General features: G+C 71.7%; 18 protein-coding genes. 2 read left to right on the forward strand and 16 right to left on the reverse strand.

Annotated features, from left to right (window positions below; translation table 11 throughout):
* Positions 1-4 precede the first annotated feature (4 nt).
* The 16 genes from pqqC to mftA all read right to left on the reverse strand — a co-directional run bounded on the left by pqqC (position 5) and on the right by mftA (position 16,737).
* On the reverse strand, positions 5-703 hold the full coding sequence (gene pqqC / locus AQJ11_RS24885) for a pyrroloquinoline-quinone synthase PqqC (protein WP_059264437.1): 699 nt from the start codon (positions 701-703) through the stop codon (positions 5-7).
* A gap of 118 nt (positions 704-821) precedes the next feature.
* Complete coding sequence (gene pqqA, locus AQJ11_RS24890; protein ID WP_030651866.1) at positions 822-917, reverse strand: pyrroloquinoline quinone precursor peptide PqqA; 96 nt, start codon at positions 915-917, stop codon at positions 822-824.
* A gap of 46 nt (positions 918-963) precedes the next feature.
* The gene (locus AQJ11_RS24895) at positions 964-2,673 is read right to left on the reverse strand and encodes a PQQ-dependent dehydrogenase, methanol/ethanol family (RefSeq protein ID WP_014671047.1); all 1,710 of its coding nucleotides are present in this window, start codon (positions 2,671-2,673) and stop codon (positions 964-966) included.
* 22 nt (positions 2,674-2,695) lie between these two features.
* Positions 2,696-3,160, reverse strand: coding sequence for an MSMEG_3727 family PQQ-associated protein (locus AQJ11_RS24900; RefSeq protein WP_014671048.1), 465 nt, complete (start codon positions 3,158-3,160; stop codon positions 2,696-2,698).
* A 226-nt stretch (positions 3,161-3,386) separates the two neighbouring features.
* Complete coding sequence (gene katG, locus AQJ11_RS24905) at positions 3,387-5,642, reverse strand: catalase/peroxidase HPI (RefSeq protein ID WP_279616953.1); 2,256 nt, start codon at positions 5,640-5,642, stop codon at positions 3,387-3,389.
* Positions 5,643-5,673: 31 nt separating this feature from the next.
* Complete coding sequence (locus AQJ11_RS24910; protein ID WP_107120869.1) at positions 5,674-7,068, reverse strand: DNA-binding protein; 1,395 nt, start codon at positions 7,066-7,068, stop codon at positions 5,674-5,676.
* A 313-nt stretch (positions 7,069-7,381) separates the two neighbouring features.
* Positions 7,382-7,945 (reverse strand): adenylate kinase, encoded by a 564-nt coding sequence (locus AQJ11_RS24915; RefSeq protein ID WP_079082398.1) that lies wholly within the window; start codon positions 7,943-7,945, stop codon positions 7,382-7,384.
* A 96-nt stretch (positions 7,946-8,041) separates the two neighbouring features.
* Complete coding sequence (locus tag AQJ11_RS24920; RefSeq protein WP_059264439.1) at positions 8,042-8,716, reverse strand: SDR family NAD(P)-dependent oxidoreductase; 675 nt, start codon at positions 8,714-8,716, stop codon at positions 8,042-8,044.
* Between the two features lie 26 nt (positions 8,717-8,742).
* The gene (gene acs, locus AQJ11_RS24925) at positions 8,743-10,689 is read right to left on the reverse strand and encodes an acetate--CoA ligase (protein ID WP_059264440.1); all 1,947 of its coding nucleotides are present in this window, start codon (positions 10,687-10,689) and stop codon (positions 8,743-8,745) included.
* Positions 10,690-10,783: 94 nt separating this feature from the next.
* Positions 10,784-12,280 carry a mycofactocin biosynthesis glycosyltransferase MftF gene (gene mftF / locus AQJ11_RS24930; protein WP_014671054.1) on the reverse strand — a complete coding sequence of 499 codons (1,497 nt, stop codon included), beginning with the start codon at positions 12,278-12,280 and terminating at the stop codon, positions 10,784-10,786.
* Entirely contained in the window at positions 12,277-13,062 is a 786-nt protein-coding gene (locus AQJ11_RS24935) for a mycofactocin-coupled SDR family oxidoreductase (RefSeq protein ID WP_059264441.1), read from the reverse strand. The genes mftF and AQJ11_RS24935 overlap by 4 nt, the downstream gene beginning before the upstream one ends.
* Positions 13,059-13,880 carry a mycofactocin biosynthesis peptidyl-dipeptidase MftE gene (gene mftE / locus AQJ11_RS24940; RefSeq protein WP_059264442.1) on the reverse strand — a complete coding sequence of 274 codons (822 nt, stop codon included), beginning with the start codon at positions 13,878-13,880 and terminating at the stop codon, positions 13,059-13,061. The genes AQJ11_RS24935 and mftE overlap by 4 nt, the downstream gene beginning before the upstream one ends.
* Position 13,881: 1 nt before the next feature.
* Complete coding sequence (mftD, locus tag AQJ11_RS24945) at positions 13,882-15,054, reverse strand: pre-mycofactocin synthase MftD (RefSeq protein ID WP_059264443.1); 1,173 nt, start codon at positions 15,052-15,054, stop codon at positions 13,882-13,884.
* A gap of 48 nt (positions 15,055-15,102) precedes the next feature.
* A complete protein-coding gene (mftC, locus tag AQJ11_RS24950) occupies positions 15,103-16,326 on the reverse strand; it encodes a mycofactocin radical SAM maturase (protein ID WP_059264444.1) in 1,224 nt (407 codons plus the stop codon).
* Positions 16,323-16,616 carry a mycofactocin biosynthesis chaperone MftB gene (gene mftB / locus AQJ11_RS24955; RefSeq protein ID WP_014671059.1) on the reverse strand — a complete coding sequence of 98 codons (294 nt, stop codon included), beginning with the start codon at positions 16,614-16,616 and terminating at the stop codon, positions 16,323-16,325. The genes mftC and mftB overlap by 4 nt, the downstream gene beginning before the upstream one ends.
* Before the next feature lie 7 nt (positions 16,617-16,623).
* The gene (gene mftA / locus AQJ11_RS24960) at positions 16,624-16,737 is read right to left on the reverse strand and encodes a mycofactocin precursor MftA (RefSeq protein ID WP_059264445.1); all 114 of its coding nucleotides are present in this window, start codon (positions 16,735-16,737) and stop codon (positions 16,624-16,626) included.
* A 369-nt stretch (positions 16,738-17,106) separates the two neighbouring features.
* Here mftA and mdo point away from each other — a divergent pair, with 369 nt between their 5' ends.
* Positions 17,107-18,399: an NDMA-dependent methanol dehydrogenase gene (gene mdo / locus AQJ11_RS24965; RefSeq protein WP_058079493.1), complete on the forward strand. Its 1,293-nt coding sequence runs from the start codon at positions 17,107-17,109 to the stop codon at positions 18,397-18,399.
* A 71-nt stretch (positions 18,400-18,470) separates the two neighbouring features.
* The gene (locus tag AQJ11_RS24970; protein ID WP_059264446.1) at positions 18,471-19,670 is read left to right on the forward strand and encodes an AAA family ATPase; all 1,200 of its coding nucleotides are present in this window, start codon (positions 18,471-18,473) and stop codon (positions 19,668-19,670) included.
* Position 19,671: the final 1 nt, after the last annotated feature.

The raw sequence follows: 19,671 nt of genomic DNA on the forward strand, positions 1-19,671 counted from the left end.
GTGGTCACTCCACGTAGGCCTGGTCGATGGCGTCCATAAGGCTCCACAGGACGTCGCACTTGAACGACAGCGCGTCGACGGCGCGCGCCTGGGACTCGGCGGAGAGGCAGTGCGCGGTGACCACCTCCAGGGCGTGCTCGCAGTCGCGGGGGGCCTGCTCCAGGCGGGCCCGGAAGTACGCGAGGCCCTCGGGGGCGATCCACGGGTACCACCGCTCGAACGCGGCGAGCCGCGCCGCCATCAGGTCGGGCGCGAACAGTTCGGTGAGCGAGGACGCCACCGCCTCCACCCACGGGCGAGTCCGGGCGAAGTTCACGTAGGCGTCGACGGCGAACCGCACCCCCGGTACCAGGTGCCGGTGGTCCAGGACCTCCTCACGGGTCAGCCCGGCGGCCTCGGCGAGGCGCAGCCACGCCTCGATGCCGCCCTCGCCCGCGGCGGTGCCGTCGTGCTCGACGATCCGTCGGATCCAGCGCCGACGAACCTCCAGGTCGGGGCAGTTGGCGAGGATCGCGGCGTCCTTGCGGGGGATGTTCTCCTGGTAGTAGAAGCGGTTGGCCACCCAGCCCCGGATCTGCCGGCGGCTCAGCCTGCCGGCGTTCATCCGGACGTGGAACGGGTGCTGGTCGTGGTAGCGCCGCGAGTGGGCCCGCAACGTCTCGACGAAGCCGTCGGCGCCGGTTGTGATGGTTGTCGTCGTCACGCCTGTCCACCTGGACCTCAGGGCCGTCCATGGCCACTTCCGTGCAGGCCGTCCGCCGTCTGTGGCCTCGCGAGCCGTCGGGCGGCGCCGGACCGGGTCCAGCGCCGCCCCGCATCCGCTAGTCCTCCAACCGAGCGAGGTACATGGTCACCTCGGCCGCGACCGTGATCTCGTCGAACTCGGGCGTCTCCCACACAGCGAGCTGGGACTCCATGGATTCACCTCCTCTCTGCCGGAATCCGGCAGGCTCCGGTCACGCCCTACGACGGTTCCGGAAGGGCGAACACGATCAGGGCGCTGCCGTGCCCCGCGCCGAGCATGCCGGGGAGGAATCCCTCGGCCCATCCGCCCCAGCCGACCGGCACGGCCACGTACTGCCTGCCGTCGACCATGTAGGTGGTCGGGCTGCTGTGGTGGCCGCTCCCGCACTGGAACTGCCACAGGAGCTCCCCGGTGCGGGCGTCAAGCGCGTTGAACTCCCCGGAGGCCTCGCCGGCGAACACCAGGTCACCGCCGGTGACCAGGGTCGAGGCGCACATCGGGAGCTCGTTGCGCCAGCGCCACTTCTCCTCGCCATCGGCGTCGAACGCGCTGACGGACCCCGCCATGTCCTCGATGTCCACCTGAACGCCCGCGCCCCAGTAGGGAATGCTCTCCTTGAACTCCCGGCGCCGCCGGGTGGCCGTGGCACCGGTGTCCTGGACCGGGACGTAGAAGAGCTCGGTCTTCGGACTGTAGGACGCATGGGTCCATTCCTTGGCACCGGCCGGACCCGGGTAGAAGTGGACCGGTTCTCCCTCCTTGTCCGGGTACACCTTGGCCGTCACCTGGCCGTCCCTCGTGATCGCCCCCCATGTGATGCGGTCGACGAAGGGAGTGATCCCGACCCGCGCGCCGTTCGTGCGGTCGAGGACGAAGAAGTAGCCGTTCTTGTCGAAGTGCCCGAGCAGTTTGCGCCCGTCCTTCTCGAACAGGATGCACTCGCCGATGCTGTCGTAGTCCCACACGTCGTGCGGGGTGCACTGGTAGTGCCAGCGGATCTGACCGCTGTCCACGTCCACGGCGATGATGCTGTCGGTGAAGAGGTTGTCGCCCTCGCGGACCTCTCCGTCGAAGTCGGGCGCCGGGTTGCCGGTGCCCACGTACAGCAGGTTCGTCTCCGGGTCGAAGGTGCCGGTGATCCAGCAGTTCGCCCCGCCCCGTGCCCAGGCCTCGCCGTCGGCGGGCCAGGTCTCCGAGCCGGGCTCCCCGGGCTTGGGCACCGTGTAGCAGCGCCACTGGTGCTCGCCGGTTTCGAGATCGAACGCGTCGAGGTGACCGCGTACGCCGAACTCGCCGCCGGAACTACCGACGATGACCATGTTCTTCACGACCAGCGGGGCGAGCGTGGCGCTCTCCCCGGCCCGGACGTCCCCGTAGGTCTTGTCCCAGACCCGCCTGCCGGTGGTGGCGTCGAGCGCGAGCACACGGGCATTCGCCGTGACGAAGAAGACCTTCCCCTGGGCCACGGCGACCCCACGGTTCACGTTCCCGCAGCACAAGGACACGTCGAAGGGGACCGCGTGCTTGTACCGCCAGATCTCCACACCCGTCTTGGCGTCGAGCGCCCAGACCCAGCCGTCCCAGCCGGAGAGGAACATGACTCCGTCGACGACGATCGGGGCGGCCTCGAACGAGTAGGTCGACGCGCCCGCGATCAGTCCGGTCGTACCGGCCTGGAAGACCCAGGCGGGGACCATGCGCTTGACGTTCTCCGTGTTGATCTGGTCCAGCGGGCTGTACCGCTGCCCGTTGTAGGCGCCGTAGTAGGTGAGCCAGTTGTGGGGCTCCTGGCGGGCGTTGAGGATGCGCTCGTAGTCGACACCGGCCACTACCGGCGGCGCGACGTCTCCGCCCGGGGTCTTGTAGTTCAGGGTTCCCTGGTCGACGGCCTCACCCGCGTCGACGTAGTCGGCGTAGTCGACGGTCATTTCCTCCACCTCCTGCTTCTGCCTACGGCCGCGGCTGTTCGGGACGGTCGAGGCGAGCCTCCGGCGGAGCGTCTCCCAGGACCACTATGGACCCGGTCAGCCCCCGGCCCTCGTCGTTGCCCGTGGGCGAGCCGAACCAGTAGTAGCCCGGACCGTCGAGGTTGAGGTGCGCGTGCCCGTGCGAATGGTTCACCAGCCAGATGAACTTCCTGTCGCCATTGCTCGGCAGAAGTGCGCAGTGCGTGTTCATGTCGTCATTGACGAGCTCCAGCTCGATATCGCCTCCGTGGGGCATGACCAGAATGGAAGGATCCCAGGTCAGCTCATCCGGGTGGATGCGAATTGTGGCCTTCATACGGCCGTCCGGCTCCTCGGTGGCCTGCCCGATGCTTCCGGTTCCCAGCACTTGACCCAGCGCTGCTTTGTTCTGCGTGGCCAACCCGAGCTTGTCCAGCAGGTCGGCTCGCTCGTGCGCGGTCGTCGTCATCGGGGTTTCTCTCCCCTCATCCGATTCCCTGTATTTCCTCTTTGCGAATGAATAACAGCGGAAAGGATGTGAAATCTGTACTCAAGAAACACGCTACGCCGGACGGATCACACCGACAAGGCGCGTCCTGGTGCGGGCCGACTCATGCCGTTCGTCCGCCACCATCCGCCGTTCGTCACCGATGTGCCACCGTTGGGAGCGGCCGAGCCGCACCGCGGCGCGTCGATCAGGCGAGGTCGTACCGATCGAGGTTCATGACCTTGGTCCACGCGGCGACGAAGTCCCGCACGAACTTCTCCCCTGCGTCGTCGCTCGCGTAGACCTCCGCGACGGCACGCAGTTCGGAGTTCGAGCCGAAGACGAGGTCGACGCGGCTGGCGGTCCACTTGACCTCGCCGGTGGCGCGGTCGCGCCCCTCGAAGGTTTCCGCGTCCGCGGATGCCGGCCTCCATTCCGTGCCCGTGTCGAGCAGGTTCACGAAGAAGTCGTTGGTCAGCGACCCGGGCACCGAGGTGAGGACACCCAGCGGCGACTGCCGGTGGTTGGCGCCCAGCACCCGCAGGCCGCCGACGAGGACGGTCATCTCGGGCACGCTCAGGTCCAGCAGGTTCGCGCGGTCGACCAGCAGGTGCTCCGACGGCAGCCGGCCGCCCTTGCCACGGTAGTTGCGGAACCCGTCCGCGGTCGGCTCAAGCGCGGCGAAGGACTCCGCATCGGTCCACTCCCGCGTCGCGTCCGTGCGTCCCGGACTGAAGGGGACCCGCACGTCGTGGCCGGCGGTCCTGGCGGCCTGCTCGACGGCGGCGGCTCCGCCGAGCACGATGAGGTCGGCCAGCGAGATCTTCTTGTTCCCGGTCTGGGAACCGTTGAAGGACTCCTGGATCTCCTCCAGGGTGCGCAGCACTCGTGCCAGCGTTCCGGGGTCGTTGACCTCCCAGTCCCGCTGCGGCTCAAGGCGGATGCGCGCGCCGTTCGCCCCACCCCGCTTGTCGCTGACGCGGAACGTCGAGGCCGACGCCCACGCGGTGGAGACGAGCTGGGAGACGGACAGTCCGGAGGCGAGGACCCGGCTCTTGAGCGCGGCGATGTCCGCGGCGCCGACGAGCGCGTGGTCCACGGCCGGGACCGGGTCCTGCCAGAGCAGCGTCTCCCGGGGGACCAGCGGTCCGAGGTAGCGCTGGATCGGGCCCATGTCGAGGTGCGTCAGCTTGAACCAGACCCGGGCGAACGCATCCGCGAGCTGGTCCGGGTGCTCCAGGAAGCGGCGCGAGATCGGCTCGTAGACGGGGTCCGACCGAAGCGCGAGGTCCGTCGTCAGGATCGTCGGGGCGTGTGTCGTCGACGGATCATGGGCGTCCGGCACGGTGCCGGCCCCGCCGCCGTCTCTCGGGATCCACTGCCACAGCCCAGCGGGACTCAGTGCCAGGTCCCACTCATAGCCGAACAGGGTCTCGAAGAAGCTGTTGTCCCATCTCGTCGGGGTGGGTGTCCACGTGCCCTCAAGCCCGCTGGATATGGTGTCCCCGCCCTTGCCGGTGCCGTAGCTGCTCTTCCACCCCAGCCCCTGCTCCTCAAGGGGGGCGCCCTCGGGTTCGGGGCCGAGGCAGGCGACCGGGTCGGCCGCGCCGTGGGTCTTGCCGAACGTGTGACCGCCCGCGATCAGCGCGACGGTCTCCTCGTCGTCCATCCCCATGCGCCGGAACGTCTCGCGAATGTCCCGGGCCGCGGTGACCGGGTCCGGGACGGTGTTCGGGCCCTCGGGGTTGACGTAGATGAGGCCCATCTGGTCGGCGGCCAGGGGGCTCTTGAGCTCCCGGACGCCGCCGTGGCGCTCGTCGCCGAGCCAGTCGTGCTCGGGGCCCCAGTAGACGTCCTCGTCGGACGCCCAGACGTCCGCCCGGCCGCCGGCGAAGCCGAAGGTCGTGAGGCCCATCGTCTCCAGGGCGCGGTTGCCCGCGAAGATCATCAGGTCGGCCCAGGAGATCTTGCGGCCGTACTTCTTCTTCACCGGCCAGAGCAGCCGGCGCGCCTTGTCGAGATTGCGATTGTCCGGCCAGCTGTTCAGCGGCGCGAAACGCTGCATGCCGGCGCCGGCGCCGCCACGGCCGTCGGCGACGCGATACGTGCCCGCGCTGTGCCACACCATCCGGATCACGAGCGGCCCGTAGTGGCCGAAGTCGGCCGGCCACCACTCCTGCGACGTCGTGAGCACCTCGTCGACGTCCCGCGCCAGAGCGTCGAGGTCGAGCGTCCGGAACTCCGCGGCGTAGTCGAAGTCCTCGCCCATGGGGTCGGCCATCGCGGGGTGTTTGCGGAGGATCGCCAGGTCGAGCCGGTCCGGCCACCAGTCGCGGTTGCTCGGGCCCCCCATCGCGTGACTGCGGTGCCCGGCAGGGGCAGGGGCAGGGAGGCCGAGGCCGCCCGCGCCCCCAACGTTCATCCCGCCGTCAACGGCGTCCGGACTGTCAGACACGGGACTCATCCTTCCGGGAACAGAGGTCGTGCCGGGACACTCAGATGCCCAGCGCACGGCGCAAGGCCGGCGCGTGCCGCCGGGACACCGGCACCATGGCGCTCGCCCCGTCGTCCATGACCAAGGACAGCTCGCCCTTGAGCCCGCGGTCCATCTCGCTGACGCGGCTGAGGTTGACCAGGTACCGGCGGTGAACCCGCAGGAAGCCGACGTCCGCCAGCTCGCCTTCGAGTTTGTCCAGACTCGGCGAGGTGGCTCGCACTCGCCCCCGGTCGGTGGAGAGCCAGACGTCGTTCCCCTGCGATTCGGCGAAGAAGACCTCCGGCAGCCGCAGCAGCACCATCCGGTTGTCCCGCACCGCGACCAGCCGGCGCGGCTGCGCCCGAAGGTGCACGACCCGCTCCGGCTGCGGCAACTGCGCCCCGTCGGTGGCACCGAAGGAGACCAGGTTCCCGATCAGGCGTCCGGAGGAGAAGACGGGCCGGATGCTGATCGACGTCGGTTCGTCGGCGAGGTGGGCGAAGATCTGCGTCGAGCCGACCCAGTCGGGATCGTGGACCGCCTGCCCCGTGGCATACCGGGCGGCAGTGATCAGTTCGGGCAGCCCGGGGTTCCACCGCAGCGTGGGGTCGACCGCCGGGGTGCATGCCGGGACGCCCAGGAGCACGCTTGCCATGTCGTCGGCGATCACCACCTTGCCCGCGGTGTCGACCGCGGCGAGCGCCGCACCGGACTGTGCCCTGGCCCGGGTGTAGGCCGCGACCAACTCGGCGCCGCTGTCCCGGGCGCGCCTCTTCAGGGGGCACTGGGTCATGGCGGCCGCGTTCGCCAGCCAGCTTTCCGTCGACGCGGGAAGCCGGCCGCGCCAGCGGCAGACATGCAGGACCGCGAGCGGTTCCCTGGTCACCACGTCGCGCACCGCGATGCCCGCGCCGACCCAGTCGTGGAGCACCTGGCACCAGTGCTCCGCACCCCTGATCGTCACCGGGCCGTGCGCCTCCAGCGCCGTGCCCATGCCGTTCGTGCCGACCGCGCACTCGGACCAGCAGAACCAGGGCGCCAGACGGGGGTCGCCGGCTCTGGCGAGCGTGGCTTGGTCACCCCACTCGGCCAGGATCCGGCCGGTGGCATCGGCGACGGTGACGACGCCACCGAGGTTGCCCACCTCGTGTGCCAGGGAGGCGGCACGGAACCCCAGCTCAGCGAATACGACATCGCGCTCCGGCGTATGGTCGAGCTCCGCGACGGCCACCGGAGCCTTGGTGAGGTGGGGATCGACCCGGTACTGCTCCCGGCAGCGATGCCAGGAGATCGCCACCAGGGGCCGGACGTCCGGGACCTGATCCTCGCCCTGCACGAACCGTTCCCACGCCGCGAGCACGGTGCCGCCGTCCAGGTTCGCCGGGCTGCGCTCAAGCCGATGTAGATCGCTCATGGTTCAGAACCACCCTGGTCCATCCCCGACACTCGACGGCGTGCGCACCCCGCGCCGGTCGCCGTTCCCCGCGGCCGGGCCTGCGGCGGACCGGGCCCCGCGTCGCGCGTCATTCGTGCTTCGTCACTCGTTCCAGGCTGTGTCACAGCCTGCACTCCCCACCCTAGGTACCGCTGTCGGCCTGCGCACGTCCCTCTCCGGGCCGCGTGCGCGAAATGCCGCCGGAACGACCGCTCCCCCACCCCCCGCCAGTCTCCCCGGAACCGTCGCCGCCAGCCTCCTCGGGACCACGGTCGAGCGTGGCCGGGACGGCTTACCCGGCCCGTCGTTGCGCATCCGACAGGACCGCCAGGGCCCGCATGGTGACGTCCTCGACCGGGCCGACGGCGTCGACTGTCAGAAGGATGGCCGAGTAGTGGGCGAGCAGGGGTGCGGTCTGGTGCTGGTACACCCGCTGCCTGTGCCGGATGACGTCTTCGGTGTCGTCCGGCCGGCCGCGGCCCAGCAGTCGAGCCACGACGGCTTCTTCCGGAGCGGTGAACTCCAGCACCGCGTCCAGTACGGAACCGGCAGCGTTCAGTATGGCGGCGAGCTCCCGCGCCTGCGGCAGCGTGCGGGGGAACCCGTCGAGGACGAAGCCGTGCCGGGCGTCCGGGTGCGCGAGCCGGTCCCGGACCATTCCCCCGGTGACGTGGTCGGGGACGAGTTCGCCGGTGTCGAGGTAACGCTGGGCATCCCGTCCGAGCGGGGTACGGCGCGCCACGTGTTCCCGGAACAGGTCTCCGGTGGAGACGTGGGGGACGCCGAGCCGCTCGCCGAGCACGGCCGCCTGGGTGCCCTTGCCCACTCCAGGGGGCCCGATGAGGACGAGTCGCATCAGTGCTGTACACCTTTCGAGTCGGTTCCGGAGCAGGTGCGGAAATCGATTCACGTCGATGCCCGGCAGGTCGTCCCTCGTGCGGGAGTACGTCGCTCACCAGGCCCGGGAAGGGCAGACAGAATCCCCGCTGAGCACGAGCACCGGCCCGTGCGTGGAGTCTGTCCGGCGGGTCAGGAGTCCGCACACCGCCTCGGCCGCACCTGCCTGGTACGCACCGGTGTCCAGGGAGGGACCGGGCACGAGGGTGTGGACGTCGACCCTGGGCGCCAGTTCGGCGGCCAGCCACTCGGTCAGCTCGGTCAGGCCGGCCAGGGCGACGTCCTGCGACCCGCCTCGTGCCCTGGCCGCGACCACGTTGACCACCGATCCGCCGTACAAGGCCATCCACCGCCAGTAGGCACGCTGCACACAGGCCAGCGGCGCCACGAAGGCGCTGTGCAGGATGTCGCGCAGGGCCAGCGGATCCATTTCCATCAGCGGACCGGGAGAGGACGGGGCCGCGACCAGGTTCACCAAGTGGTCGAGGCGGCCGAGACGGTCGACGACCGTGTCGACGGCGCGCCCGAGCGCCGCCAGATCATCGGGTCCGCAGGGCAGAGCCAGGAGCTGCGCTGCCGAAGGCGCCGCCCGGTGGGCCTGCTCGGCGTCGGGGCCCGCCAGCGCCATGTGGGCGCCGTGCTCCGCGAGGCTTCCCACCACGGCGGCGGCGAGGTCGCCCGCACCGGTGACGAGCACGACCCGAGCGGTGGAGGTGCTTGCGTGTCCCATGTCCGCCTCCCTTCGCGCAGCGCCGGTCACCCGGTCGGCGAGGACCCGTCGGCCGGGCCGGCGTTGATGAACTGCATGACCGAGGCGTCGGCGAGTGTGGTGACATCGCCGACTTCGCGGTTCTCCGCGACGTCCCGCAGCAGTCGGCGCATGATCTTCCCGGAGCGGGTCTTGGGCAGCTCGGGGACGACCATGATCTGCCGGGGCTTGGCGATGGGACCGATCTCCTTTGCCACGTGCTCGCGCAGCACATCGGTGACGTCCCCCGCCGGCCGGGCGGTGCCCCCGCGCAGGATGACGAAGGCGACGATGGCTTGGCCCGTCGTCGCGTCCGAGGCGCCGACCACGGCGGCCTCGGCCACCGCGGGGTGCGACACGAGTGCCGACTCGACCTCGGCGGTGGAGATCCGGTGCCCGGAGACGTTCATGACGTCGTCGACCCGGCCGAGCAGCCAGATGTCGCCGTCCTCGTCGTAGCGGGCGCCGTCCCCGGCGAAGTAGTGGCCCTGCGCGGCGAAGCGGGACCAGTACGTCTCCCGGTAGCGGTCGTCGTCGCCCCAGACGCCGCGCAGCATGGACGGCCAGGGTTGGTCGAGCACCAGGTAGCCGCTCTCGCCCTTGCCGACCTGCCTGCCCTGGTCGTCGACGATCTTGGCGGAGATGCCCGGCAGCGGGGCCTGCGCCGAGCCGGGCTTCGCGGCCGGCCCTCCGGGCAGCGGCGCGATCATGATGGTGCCGGTCTCGGTCTGCCACCAGGTGTCGAGGACCGGCACCCGGTCGCCGCCGATGTGCTTGCGGTACCAGCGCCACGCCTCGGGGTTGATGGGTTCGCCGACGCTGCCGAGCACACCGATCGACGACAGGTCGTAGCGGGCCGGGATGTCCTCGCCCCATTTCATGAACGTGCGGATGACGGTGGGGGCGGTGTAGTAGATGGTGACGCCGTACTTCTCGATGATCTCGAAGTGGCGTCCCTCGTGCGGAGTGTGGGGCGTTCCCTCGTACATCACCGATGTCGTGCGGTTGGCGAGGGGCCCGTAGACGATGTACGAGTGCCCGGTGATCCAGCCGATGTCGGCCGTGCACCAGTAGACGTCGGCGTCGGGATCGAGGTTGAAGACCGTGCCATGGGTGTAGGCGGCCTGCGTGAGGTAGCCGCCCGAGGTGTGCAGGATGCCCTTCGGCCTGCCGGTCGTGCCGGAGGTGTAGAGGATGAACAACGGGTGCTCGGCGTCGAAGTCCTCGGGGGTGTGCTGATCGGGCTGAGCGTCCACCAGCTCGTGCCACCACAGGTCCCGGCCGTCGGTCCAGGGCACGTCGATGCCGGTGCGGCGGACCACCAGGACGTGCTCGACGCCGGGCGTGTTCCGGGTGGCTTCGTCGGTGTTGGCCTTCATCGGCTCGGCCCTGCCCCGGCGGTACTGGCCGTCCGAGGTGATCAGCAGCCGCGCCTCGGCGTCCTCGATGCGGGACTGGAGCGCGGCCGGGGAGAACCCGCCGAACACGACGCTGTGCGGCAGCCCGAGTCGCGCGCAGGCCAGCATGGCGAAGACGGCCTCAGGGATCATCGGCAGCTGGATGGCGACCCGGTCTCCGGCCCGCAGGCCGAGGGAGAGCAGGGCGTTGGCCGCCTTGCAGACCTCGCGCCTGAGGTCGGCGTAGGTGATCGTGCGGGTATCGCCCGGCTCGCCCTCCCAGTGGAAGGCGACCTGGTCGCCGTGGCCGGCCTCGACGTGCCGGTCCACGCAGTTGTACGCCACGTTCAGCCGGCCTCCGACGAACCAGCGGGCGACGGGGGCGTCCGACCAGTCGAGCACCCTGGTCCACCCGGTGCCCCAGTGCAGCCGCTCCGCCTGCCGCGCCCAGAAGGCCAGACGGTCGTCACCGGCCTGCCCGAGCGGTCCGGGCGCCGCTTCGCCCGCCGCGGTGGGCGGGAAGCCGGGGCGGACGCGATGGTCGGAGCGCGGAGACATGTGGGTCCTCCAAGGTGCCGGGACGGTTCCAGGGGGTGAGTGCGGCCACGGTGGCCGGACGGGGTTGGCGTGAGGTTGGTGCGGCGGCGTGCGGCTACGGCCGCGCCGCGGTCCAGCGGCTCACCATGCGCAGCGCGAGACGGGGCTTCAGCGGTGCCGCGGTCCTGCGGCGTACGGCGCCCTGCCAGACGCCCCAGCCGTAGGCCAGGTCGTCCAGGCGACGGAGCATCGTGTGGGCGAGCGGGGGAAGCGGGCTGCCCGAGCGGTGATGGTCCAGCAGCCCCTCGGCCACGGCCGCGACGACCAGGGCGTACCGGGCGCGGCGGTCGACGGCGGCGGCGGCGACGGCGAGCGGCCAGTGGTGCCGGGTGGCGCAGCGCAGCAGTTGTTCGGCGGTGCCGCGCAGAGCGGCGAGCGAGAGCAGGGCGCCCGCGCGGGCCGGATGGTCGGCGTCGGGCATCCTGCGGGCCACGCGCACAGCGGTCAGTCCCGTCAGGGCCGCGGCCAGTGCCGCCGGGGCCGGCCTGCCGCGCAGCAGCAGGGCGCAGGCGGCCAGCGACCAGGGGGCGGCGTACAGCGGCGGCACGCGGCCGGGGTGGCGCAGTGCCAGGTCGGCGGCGCCCGTGCCGTATCCAGCCCGTTGCGCCAGCCAGCTGCGCAGGTCGGTGCGGTGCCGGTGGCCCACACGGGCGGAGGGCACGTACCGCAGCCGCCAGCCGGCCTCGTGCAACCGCATGCACAGGTCGACGTCCTCGCCGACGCGCATGGCCTCCTCGAAGCCGGGGCCGACGGCCCCCCGCCGGACCACGATGGTCGCGCTCGGCACGTAGGAGAGCGCGGACACGGGCACGACCGGTCCTTCTGCCGCGCCCATGTCCAGCGGCGAGCGGATCTCCTCGTACCGGTCCAGCAGCCCGGGAGCGGACACGGGCAGTGCGGTCACCCGTGGTGCGGCGAGCGCCAGGGCGGGGTCCGCGAACTGCGCCAGCAGGACGGCGAGCCATCCGGGTTCCGGTACGACGTCGGAGTCGCAGAACGCCACGTAGCGGGTACGGGCGTGGCGCAGCCCGGTGTTGCGGGCCGCCGCCGGCCCCCGGTTGCTCGGGTGGGTCAGCAGCCGTGCGCCGTACCGGCCGGCCACGGCGGACAGGGCAGCGGGATCGTCGGAGCCGTCGTCCACGGCCAGCACCGGCAGGTCCGAGGTCTCCGGATCGGCGCGCAGGGCGCTCAGCAGCCGGGCGAGCTGGTCGGCTCGGTCCCGGACGGGAATCACGACAGTGGTGTCGCCGACCGGCACCGGGGCGAGGCGCGGGTGCGCGAGGCCGGCGTCCAGGAGCCGCCGGGCGAGCGCGGCGCTCGCCGGGTCGGTCACGGTGAACCGGCCGTCACCGAGCCGGCGGACCGCCGCGGCGGTCAGTCTGACCAGCCGCAGTGGTGATCCGCCGACCATGAGCCGGCCGTCCCTCGACCGGTGCGTCCCGGCGGCCAGTTCGACCGTGAACCCGTCGGGCAGCGTGATGTGCGCGGGGGCGGCGAGCCGGCTGCCCGGCGCGGACGCCACGGGCGTCCGGGGGCGCCCTTCGAGTGTCATGCGGTGAAACCTCCGTCCGCGTGCAGTACGGAGCCGGTGACGGCGAAGGAGTCGGCGGAGCAGGCCCAGGCGACCACGGCGGCCACCTCCTCGGGTTCCAGAGGGCGTCCGGTGAGCTGCTGTTCGGCGAGCTTGTCGACTTCCGGCAGCTCGTAGAGGTCGGCCGTGGCCCGCAGCATGTCCGTGCGCGTGGAGCCCGGTGACACCGCGACCGCGTTCACGCCGGTGTCCCGCAGGTCGCAGGCCAGGCCGCGGACCAGGCCGACCACGGCGTGCTTGGCGGCGCAGTAGGCGCCGAGCCCCCACAGCCCGCGGTGCGCGGCGGCCGAGGCGAGTGCGACGAACCGCCCGGTGCGGGGCTGCGGCCGGCGCAGCAGGGCGGGTACGGCCGCGCGGGCGAGGTGGGCCACGCCCATGACGTCCACGTCGAGCAGCGTGCGCCACTGCGTGTCGGTCTGTTCCCACACGGGGCCGCCGCCGAGCATGACGGCCGCCGCGGCCACCGCGGCGTCGAGACCGCCGAACTCGTGCTCGGCCGTCTCGACGGCGGCGTGCAGCGCGGCCTCGTCGCGGACGTCGGCACGCACCGTGCGGACCAGCGGGAACGTGTCGGCCAGGGCGTCCAGTTGCGCGGGCTCGGCCAGGGGATAGGGCACGTCGGGGTCGTCGGCGCAGCGGTCCACGGCGACCACCGCCCAGCCGGCGCGGGCCAGCCCGGCCACGGTCGCCGCCCCGATGCCCCGGGCGGCACCGGTGACCACGGCGACCCTGGGGCCGGTCATCGCCCGGCTCCCGCGGGTACGGGGGCGGGCCGCTGCTCGGCCGAGCCGAGCCGGCCCCGCCCCGAGACCCGCCAGGCCCTGATGTCGGCGGCGAGGCGTTCCGCCATACGGTCGAGGAGGCGTTCGCCCTCGCTCGCGCGGGCCCCGGAGGGGTCGCCCAGGACTCCGGACGGGCTGACTCCTCGGACGGATTCGGTGACGAGCCGGTCCATCAGCAGGTGGACGGGGTCGGTCGGTCCGGCGACGGCCCGCTCCTCGCGGACGGCCGAACGCCTCAGCCGCAGCATCATCGAGGTCTCGGTACGGCCCGCGTGGGCGTCGGACCCCGGCGGCAGACAGGGCCACCAGGCGACGTCCCGGCTCTCGCCGCGCAGCCCGGTCACCGCGTCGGCCAGGCTCACCAGGTTGCCGCCGTGCCCGTTCACCACGAGCAGTCGGCCCGCCCAGCACAGCATCGAGCGGCCGATCTCGGTGACGAGCAGGCGCAGCGCGTCGTGGCCGAGGGACACCGTGCCGGGGAACCCCTCGTGCTCGCCGCTGGCCCCGTACGGCTGGGCCGGCGCGACCAGCACGTCCAGCTCGCCCCGCAGCAGACCGCAGGCCCGCCCGGCGACCGCCGCGGCCACGGCGGTGTCGGTGTCCAACGGCAGGTGCGGGCCGTGCTGTTCGCAGGAGCCGAGGGGCAGCAGCACCAGGGGGCCGCGGTCGGTGAGGTCCGGCCAGGCGAGGTCGGCGAGCCGGGTCCCCGGCCCGGCCGTCGCCGACGCCGGGTTTCCCGCTCCTGTGGCCCCCGCGGGCCGGGCGGGTTCGGCCGGCATCTCAGGCCCCGCCCAGGGTGCGGGTGAATCCGGGCGGGATCACCACGTCGTCGCGGGTCAGCTCATGGACGGAGGAGCGGCCGAGGCCCAGCAGGGCGGAGTCGATGCCGCCGCGCAGGATGTCGAGGACGTTCTCCACACCGCTCTGCCCTCCCGCGGCCAGACCCCACAGGTAGGCACGGCCGATCATCACGGCCTTCGCACCGAGCGCCAGCGCCTTGACCACGTCGCTGCCCCGGCGGATTCCGCCGTCCAGCAGGACCTCGACCTGGTTGCCCACCGCTTCCGCGACGGCCGGCAGGGCGCGGATCGGGGCCGGGGTGCTGTCGAGGTTGTTCCCGCCGTGGTTGGACACCGAGATGGCGGTGACACCGGCGTCGACCGCGCGCAGGGCGTCGTCCACCCGGCAGACGCCCTTGAGCAGGAACGGCCCGTCCCACTGCGCGCGCAGCCAGCGGACGTCTTCCCACGAGGGCGGCGGGGTCTGCATCCATTCGCCGTACGCTCCGAAGAACGTGGGTGCGTCCTGCCCCGGGTCGGTGAGGTTGGGCGCCGTCAGGTCGGGCAGGCCGCGGGACCTGAGGAAGTCCAGCAACCAGCGCGGACGGGCGAGCGCCTCCGGGGCGAAGCGGGCCACGGCCTTGAGATCCAGCCGCTCCGGGATCTTGGGACTGCCCCAGTCGCGGCCATGCGAGAAGGACCAGTCGAGGGTGACGATCAGCGCCTTGGCGCCCGCGTCGCGGGCGTGCTGGACGCGGCGCAGCATAACGTCCTTCGAGCCCATCCAGTACATCTGGAAGAACGTCCGCGGATTGGCGGCCACCACGTCCGTCAGCGGCTTGCTCGCGAAGGAGCTGAGGCCCATCGCCGTGCCGCGGGCCGCGGCGGCGCGGGCGACGGCCACCTCGCCGTCGGGGTGCACCGCCTGCACACCGGTCGGGGAGATGATCACCGGCAGCGCTATCTGCTCGCCCAGGACCGTCGTCGACTGGTCCCGCTTGGCCGACAGCCCGGCGACGTGGGGCGCGAAGCCGAGTTCCGCGAACGCCTTGGTGTTGTCGTCGTAGGACGTGCCCTTCTCGGAACCCGCGAGCAGTGCGCCGTAGACCGACTTCGGCAGCCGCTTGCCCGCCCTTCGCTGGGCCTCGGCGACCGTCTCGAACCACCCGCTCATCACCAGTCTCCTTCTGCTTCGTCCTCGTTCGTCGTCATGCGGGCGGGATCACACGGCCGGGTTCGCCGGCATCCCGGCCAGCGGGTTCTCGTCGCACATCCGGTCCGGGCGGGCGGTCGGCACGGCCGGCATGCCCAGCGGCACCGTCCGGTGCGAGTGGTCCTTGCCCTGGCGCGGGAGGGAGTCCCGTGCCACGGCGGAGAGCGCGGCGGCACCGTGGCCCTTGACGCACTCGGGGTCGGGGCCGTCCAGTGGCAAGCCGGTGAAGAACTTCGCGGCCATGCAGCCGCCCTGGCAGGTGTCGTAGGCGGGGCAGCCCGAGCAGGCTCCCCCGGTGGAGGGCCGGCGCAGCTCGGTGAAGAGCGCCGACTCCCGCCACACCCGGTCGAAGCCGCCAAAGGCGCGGACGTTGCCCGCCTTGAACGCGTCGTGGATGGCGAACGGGCAGGCGTACACGTCGCCGACCGGGTCGATCAGGCACACCACACGGCCGGCCCCGCACAGGTTCAGGCCCGGGATGGGCTCCGAGCCGAGCGCGTTGAGGTGGAAGAACGAGTCCCCGGTGAGCACGCGCTCGCCGTGGCCGAGCAGCCAGGAGTAGATGTCGTACTGCTGCTCGGCGGTGGGGTGCAGGTCGTCCCACACATCCGCGCCGCGTCCGGAGGGCCGGAGCCGGGTGATGCGCAGCTGGGCACCGTAGCGGTCGGCGATCGCGGCGAAGTCGTCGAGCTGGGCCACGTTCTGACGGGTCATCACCACCGAGATCTTGAAGTCCCGGAATCCGGCGTCGGCGAGGTTCTCCATGGCCCGGACCGCCATGTCGTACGAGCCCCGGCCGCGCACCGCGTCGTTGACCTCGCGGGTGGCGCCGTCGAGGGAGATCTGGACGTCGACGTAGTCGGTCGCGGCCAGCCGCCGGGCCCGCTCGGGGGTCAGGCGCAGCCCGTTGGTGGAGAACTTCACGCCGACCTGGTGGGTGACCGCGTAGTCCAGCAGGTCCCAGAAGTCGGGGCGGACCGTGGGCTCGCCGCCGCCGACGTTGACGTAGAAGACCTGCATGCGCTGGAGCTCGTCGATCACGGACGTGATCTCGTCCGTGGACAGCTCCAGCGGGTCGCGCCGCCCGGAGGACGAGAGGCAGTGCGCACAGGACAGGTTGCACGCGTACGTCCATTCCCAGGTCAGGCAGATCGGGGCGTTCAGTCCGCCCTTGAACTGCTCGACGAGGGCGGGTACGCGCTCGGCGGGTGGGGGATCGTGCAGGGTGGTCATGACCGCGCTCCGGTTCCACTGCGCTGGGGAATGATCATGTCGGCGGCGGCCAGGGAGGCCAACGCCCGCAGGAACGCGCCGCGCCGGGCGTCGGGTACGCCGGCGAGGGCGGCCCCGACGCTGGGGTGGCGGTCGAGTCCCCGGACCAGTTCGACGAGTTCGGGCGCCTTCAGGAAGGACAGCCGCCGGTTGCCGAAGTGGTAGGCGAGCGCCCCGAACGGCTCGGGCCGCAGCGCGACGGAGGGGTTCAGCCGGTAGGGGCGCGCCGCGTCGAACGCCTGGGACGTCATGGCGGCCTCAGTAGACGCCGCACATGCCGTCGATCGAGACGTCTTCGACGAGGACTTCCTCGACGACCTCCTCGACGGCGTCGAGGGTGTCCTGTTCGACCCTGATCTGGTCCTCGTTCACGGCAAACCTCCGGAGGGGGAAGGGAAGTCGGGGAGCGTGCCGGTCCCGCCGTTCGCGGTGACCGGGGCGTACTCGACGCTACGGCCGGGCCGGCGCCCGCCTCGCCCTGCTTCCGGCCGCCCTCGCCCCCTCCGGTCGGACAGGTGTACCCCGGCCCACCGCAGCCCCTCTCCGATCGGACGGGGCGCCACCCGTCCGTCCGCGCCGCGCAGCCGTCCGAGCGGCCGGTGTCGTGCCGCGGCGAGTTCCCGGAGGGTGAGACACGCCACGGACTCCGGCACGTCCGTGCTCCCACCGGACATGCGCCGCCGGCACCGGAGCAGTCGACGCAGTCACGCGCGGTCCCCCGCGGAGAGGAATGTCGCGATCATGCAGGTCGAAGAACTTCTCAAGCCGTTCCCGATCAAGGAATTCCACCCCTTCCCCAGGGCGCTGATGGGCCCGGGTGCCCATGAGCTGATCGGCCCGGAGGCCAAGAAGCTCGGCTTCCGGCGCACCCTGGTGATGACCACCGGTCTGCGCGGCAGCGACACGGTGCACAAGATCGTCGAGTCGATGAAGTACCACGGTCTTGAGGTCGTGGTGTACGACAAGGTCGAGTCGAACCCCAAGGACTACAACGTCATGGACGCCGTGGCGCTGTACCAGGAGAACAAGTGCGACTCGTTCGTGTCGATCGGCGGCGGCTCGTCGCACGACGCGTGCAAGGGCGCCCGTGTCTCCGTCGCCCACGACGGCCGTAGCGTCAACGACTTCGAGGGCTTCAACAAGTCCGAGAACCCGAAGAACCCGCCCCACATCGCCGTGTCCACGACAGCGGGGACCGGTTCGGAGACGTCGTGGGCGTACGTCATCACCGACACGACCACGGACCCGGACAACCCGCACAAGTACGTGGCCTTCGACGACGCCTCGGTGGCCAGCCTCGCCATCGACGACCCCACGCTGTACTACGACTGCCCGCTGGACTACACCGCGCAGTGCGGCTTCGACGTCCTCGCGCACGCCTCGGAGCCGTACGTCTCCCGGCTGGACTTCCAGCCGTCGCTGGGCAACGCGCTGCACGCGATCCGGCTGACGGCCCGGCACCTGCGGCAGGCGGTGTGGAACGGCCAGGACCTGGCCGGGCGCGAGGGCATGATGTACGCGCAGTACATCGCGGCGCAGGCGTTCAACTCCGGTGGCCTGGGGATCATCCATTCCATCTCGCACGCGGTCAGCGCGTTCTACGACACCCACCACGGCCTGAACAACGCCATCGCGCTGCCCCGGGTGTGGGCGTTCAACATGCCGGCCCACTACGAGCGGTTCGCGGACATCGCCGAGGCCATGGGCGTGGACACGCACGGCATGACGAAGGTGCGGGCCGCCGAGGCGGCGCTCGCCGCGGGCATCCGGCTGCTGCGCGACGTCGGCATCCCCGAGAAGTTCACCGATGTCCAGCAGGACACCTACTCCAAGAACCGACTCGGGCAGGGCCCGACGAAGTTCTACGAGCAGGCCAAGGTGATCAAGGGCGACGCCGGTGACGTCGACCGCATCACGAACCACGTCCTCGGCGACGCCTGCACCCCGGGCAACGCCAAGGAGTGCACGTTCGACACGGTGCGCCCCGTCGTCGAGCACTGCATGACCGGCGACCTGGACGACCTGCTCGGCTGAGCACCTCGTGCCCGGGAGCGGGGGCGCCCTGGGACGCCGCCCCCGCTCCCGCCCCATCGGACGGAGGAACCGTGCCCGCCACACCCGAGAACTTCGCGTTCGGCTCGGTCGAGGACGTCGCCGAGCGGTTCGCCGCCCACGGCTACATCACCGACCGGCGGCTCGCCACCACCGTGTTCCTACAGGCCAGGCTCGACAAGCCGCTGCTGCTGGAGGGCCCGGCCGGCGTCGGCAAGACCGAGCTGGCCAAGACGCTGGCCGCCGCCACCGGGCGCCGGCTGCTGCGCCTGCAGTGCTACGAGGGCCAGGACGAGAGCCGTGCCCTGTACGAGTGGGACTACGGCAAGCAGCTGCTGTACACCCAGATGCTCCGGGACAAGATCGGCGACCTCACGGCCGACGCCCCCGACCTGGCCTCCGCCGTCCACCGGATCGAGGAGCAGGACAGCGTCTTCTTCTCCGACCGGTTCCTCGCGCCCCGCCCGCTGCTGGACGCGGTGCGCGGCGAGCAGCCGGCGGTCCTGCTCATCGACGAGGTCGACCGGGCGGACGAGGCACTGGAGGCGGTGCTCCTGGAGTGCCTGGCCGAGTACCAGGTGTCGGTGCCGGAGATCGGCACGTACACCGCGAAGGTCCCCCCGTTCGTCGTCCTCACCTCCAACAACACCCGCGACCTGTCGGCCGCGCTGAAGCGCCGCTGTCTGCACCTCTTCCTCGACTATCCCGACGCCGAGCGGGAGTTGGAGATCGTACGGGCCAAGGACACCGGACTTGCCGAGGCGACCGCCCGCCATCTGGTGGACGTGGTACGGGGTCTGCGCGAGCTACCGCTGCGCAAGAGCCCCAGCATCTCCGAGACCGTCGACTGGGCCCGCACCCTCGCGGTCCTGGGCGTCGACGAACTCGGCCCGGAGGTTCTCGCCGACACCGCCAACGTGGTGCTGAAGTACGAGCGCGACCTGCACCGCGCGCTGGAGGTCCTGCCGCGCCTGGTCGACCCCAACCGCACACTGCCCGAACCCGGCCACCCTCACCACGACGGCCATCACCACGACGGCCATCACCACCCCGGCGGTCACCATCACGGCCCCGCGCACGGAGAACCGGAGGAGGCCGACGGGCACGCGGTACGGGCCGCCACGGACCGGCAGGGCCGGCACGACGAGGGCTCCTACGGCGCCCCGGGCGCCGGACCGGCGCACCGCACCACCTCCGGCGCCGGCCAGGGCGCCCGGGCGTTCGCCGCCGTCACGCGGCGCCGTACGAACTGAC

The sequence above is a fragment of the Streptomyces corchorusii genome (assembly GCF_001514055.1).
Taxonomy (GTDB): Bacteria; Actinomycetota; Actinomycetes; order Streptomycetales; family Streptomycetaceae; genus Streptomyces; species Streptomyces olivaceoviridis.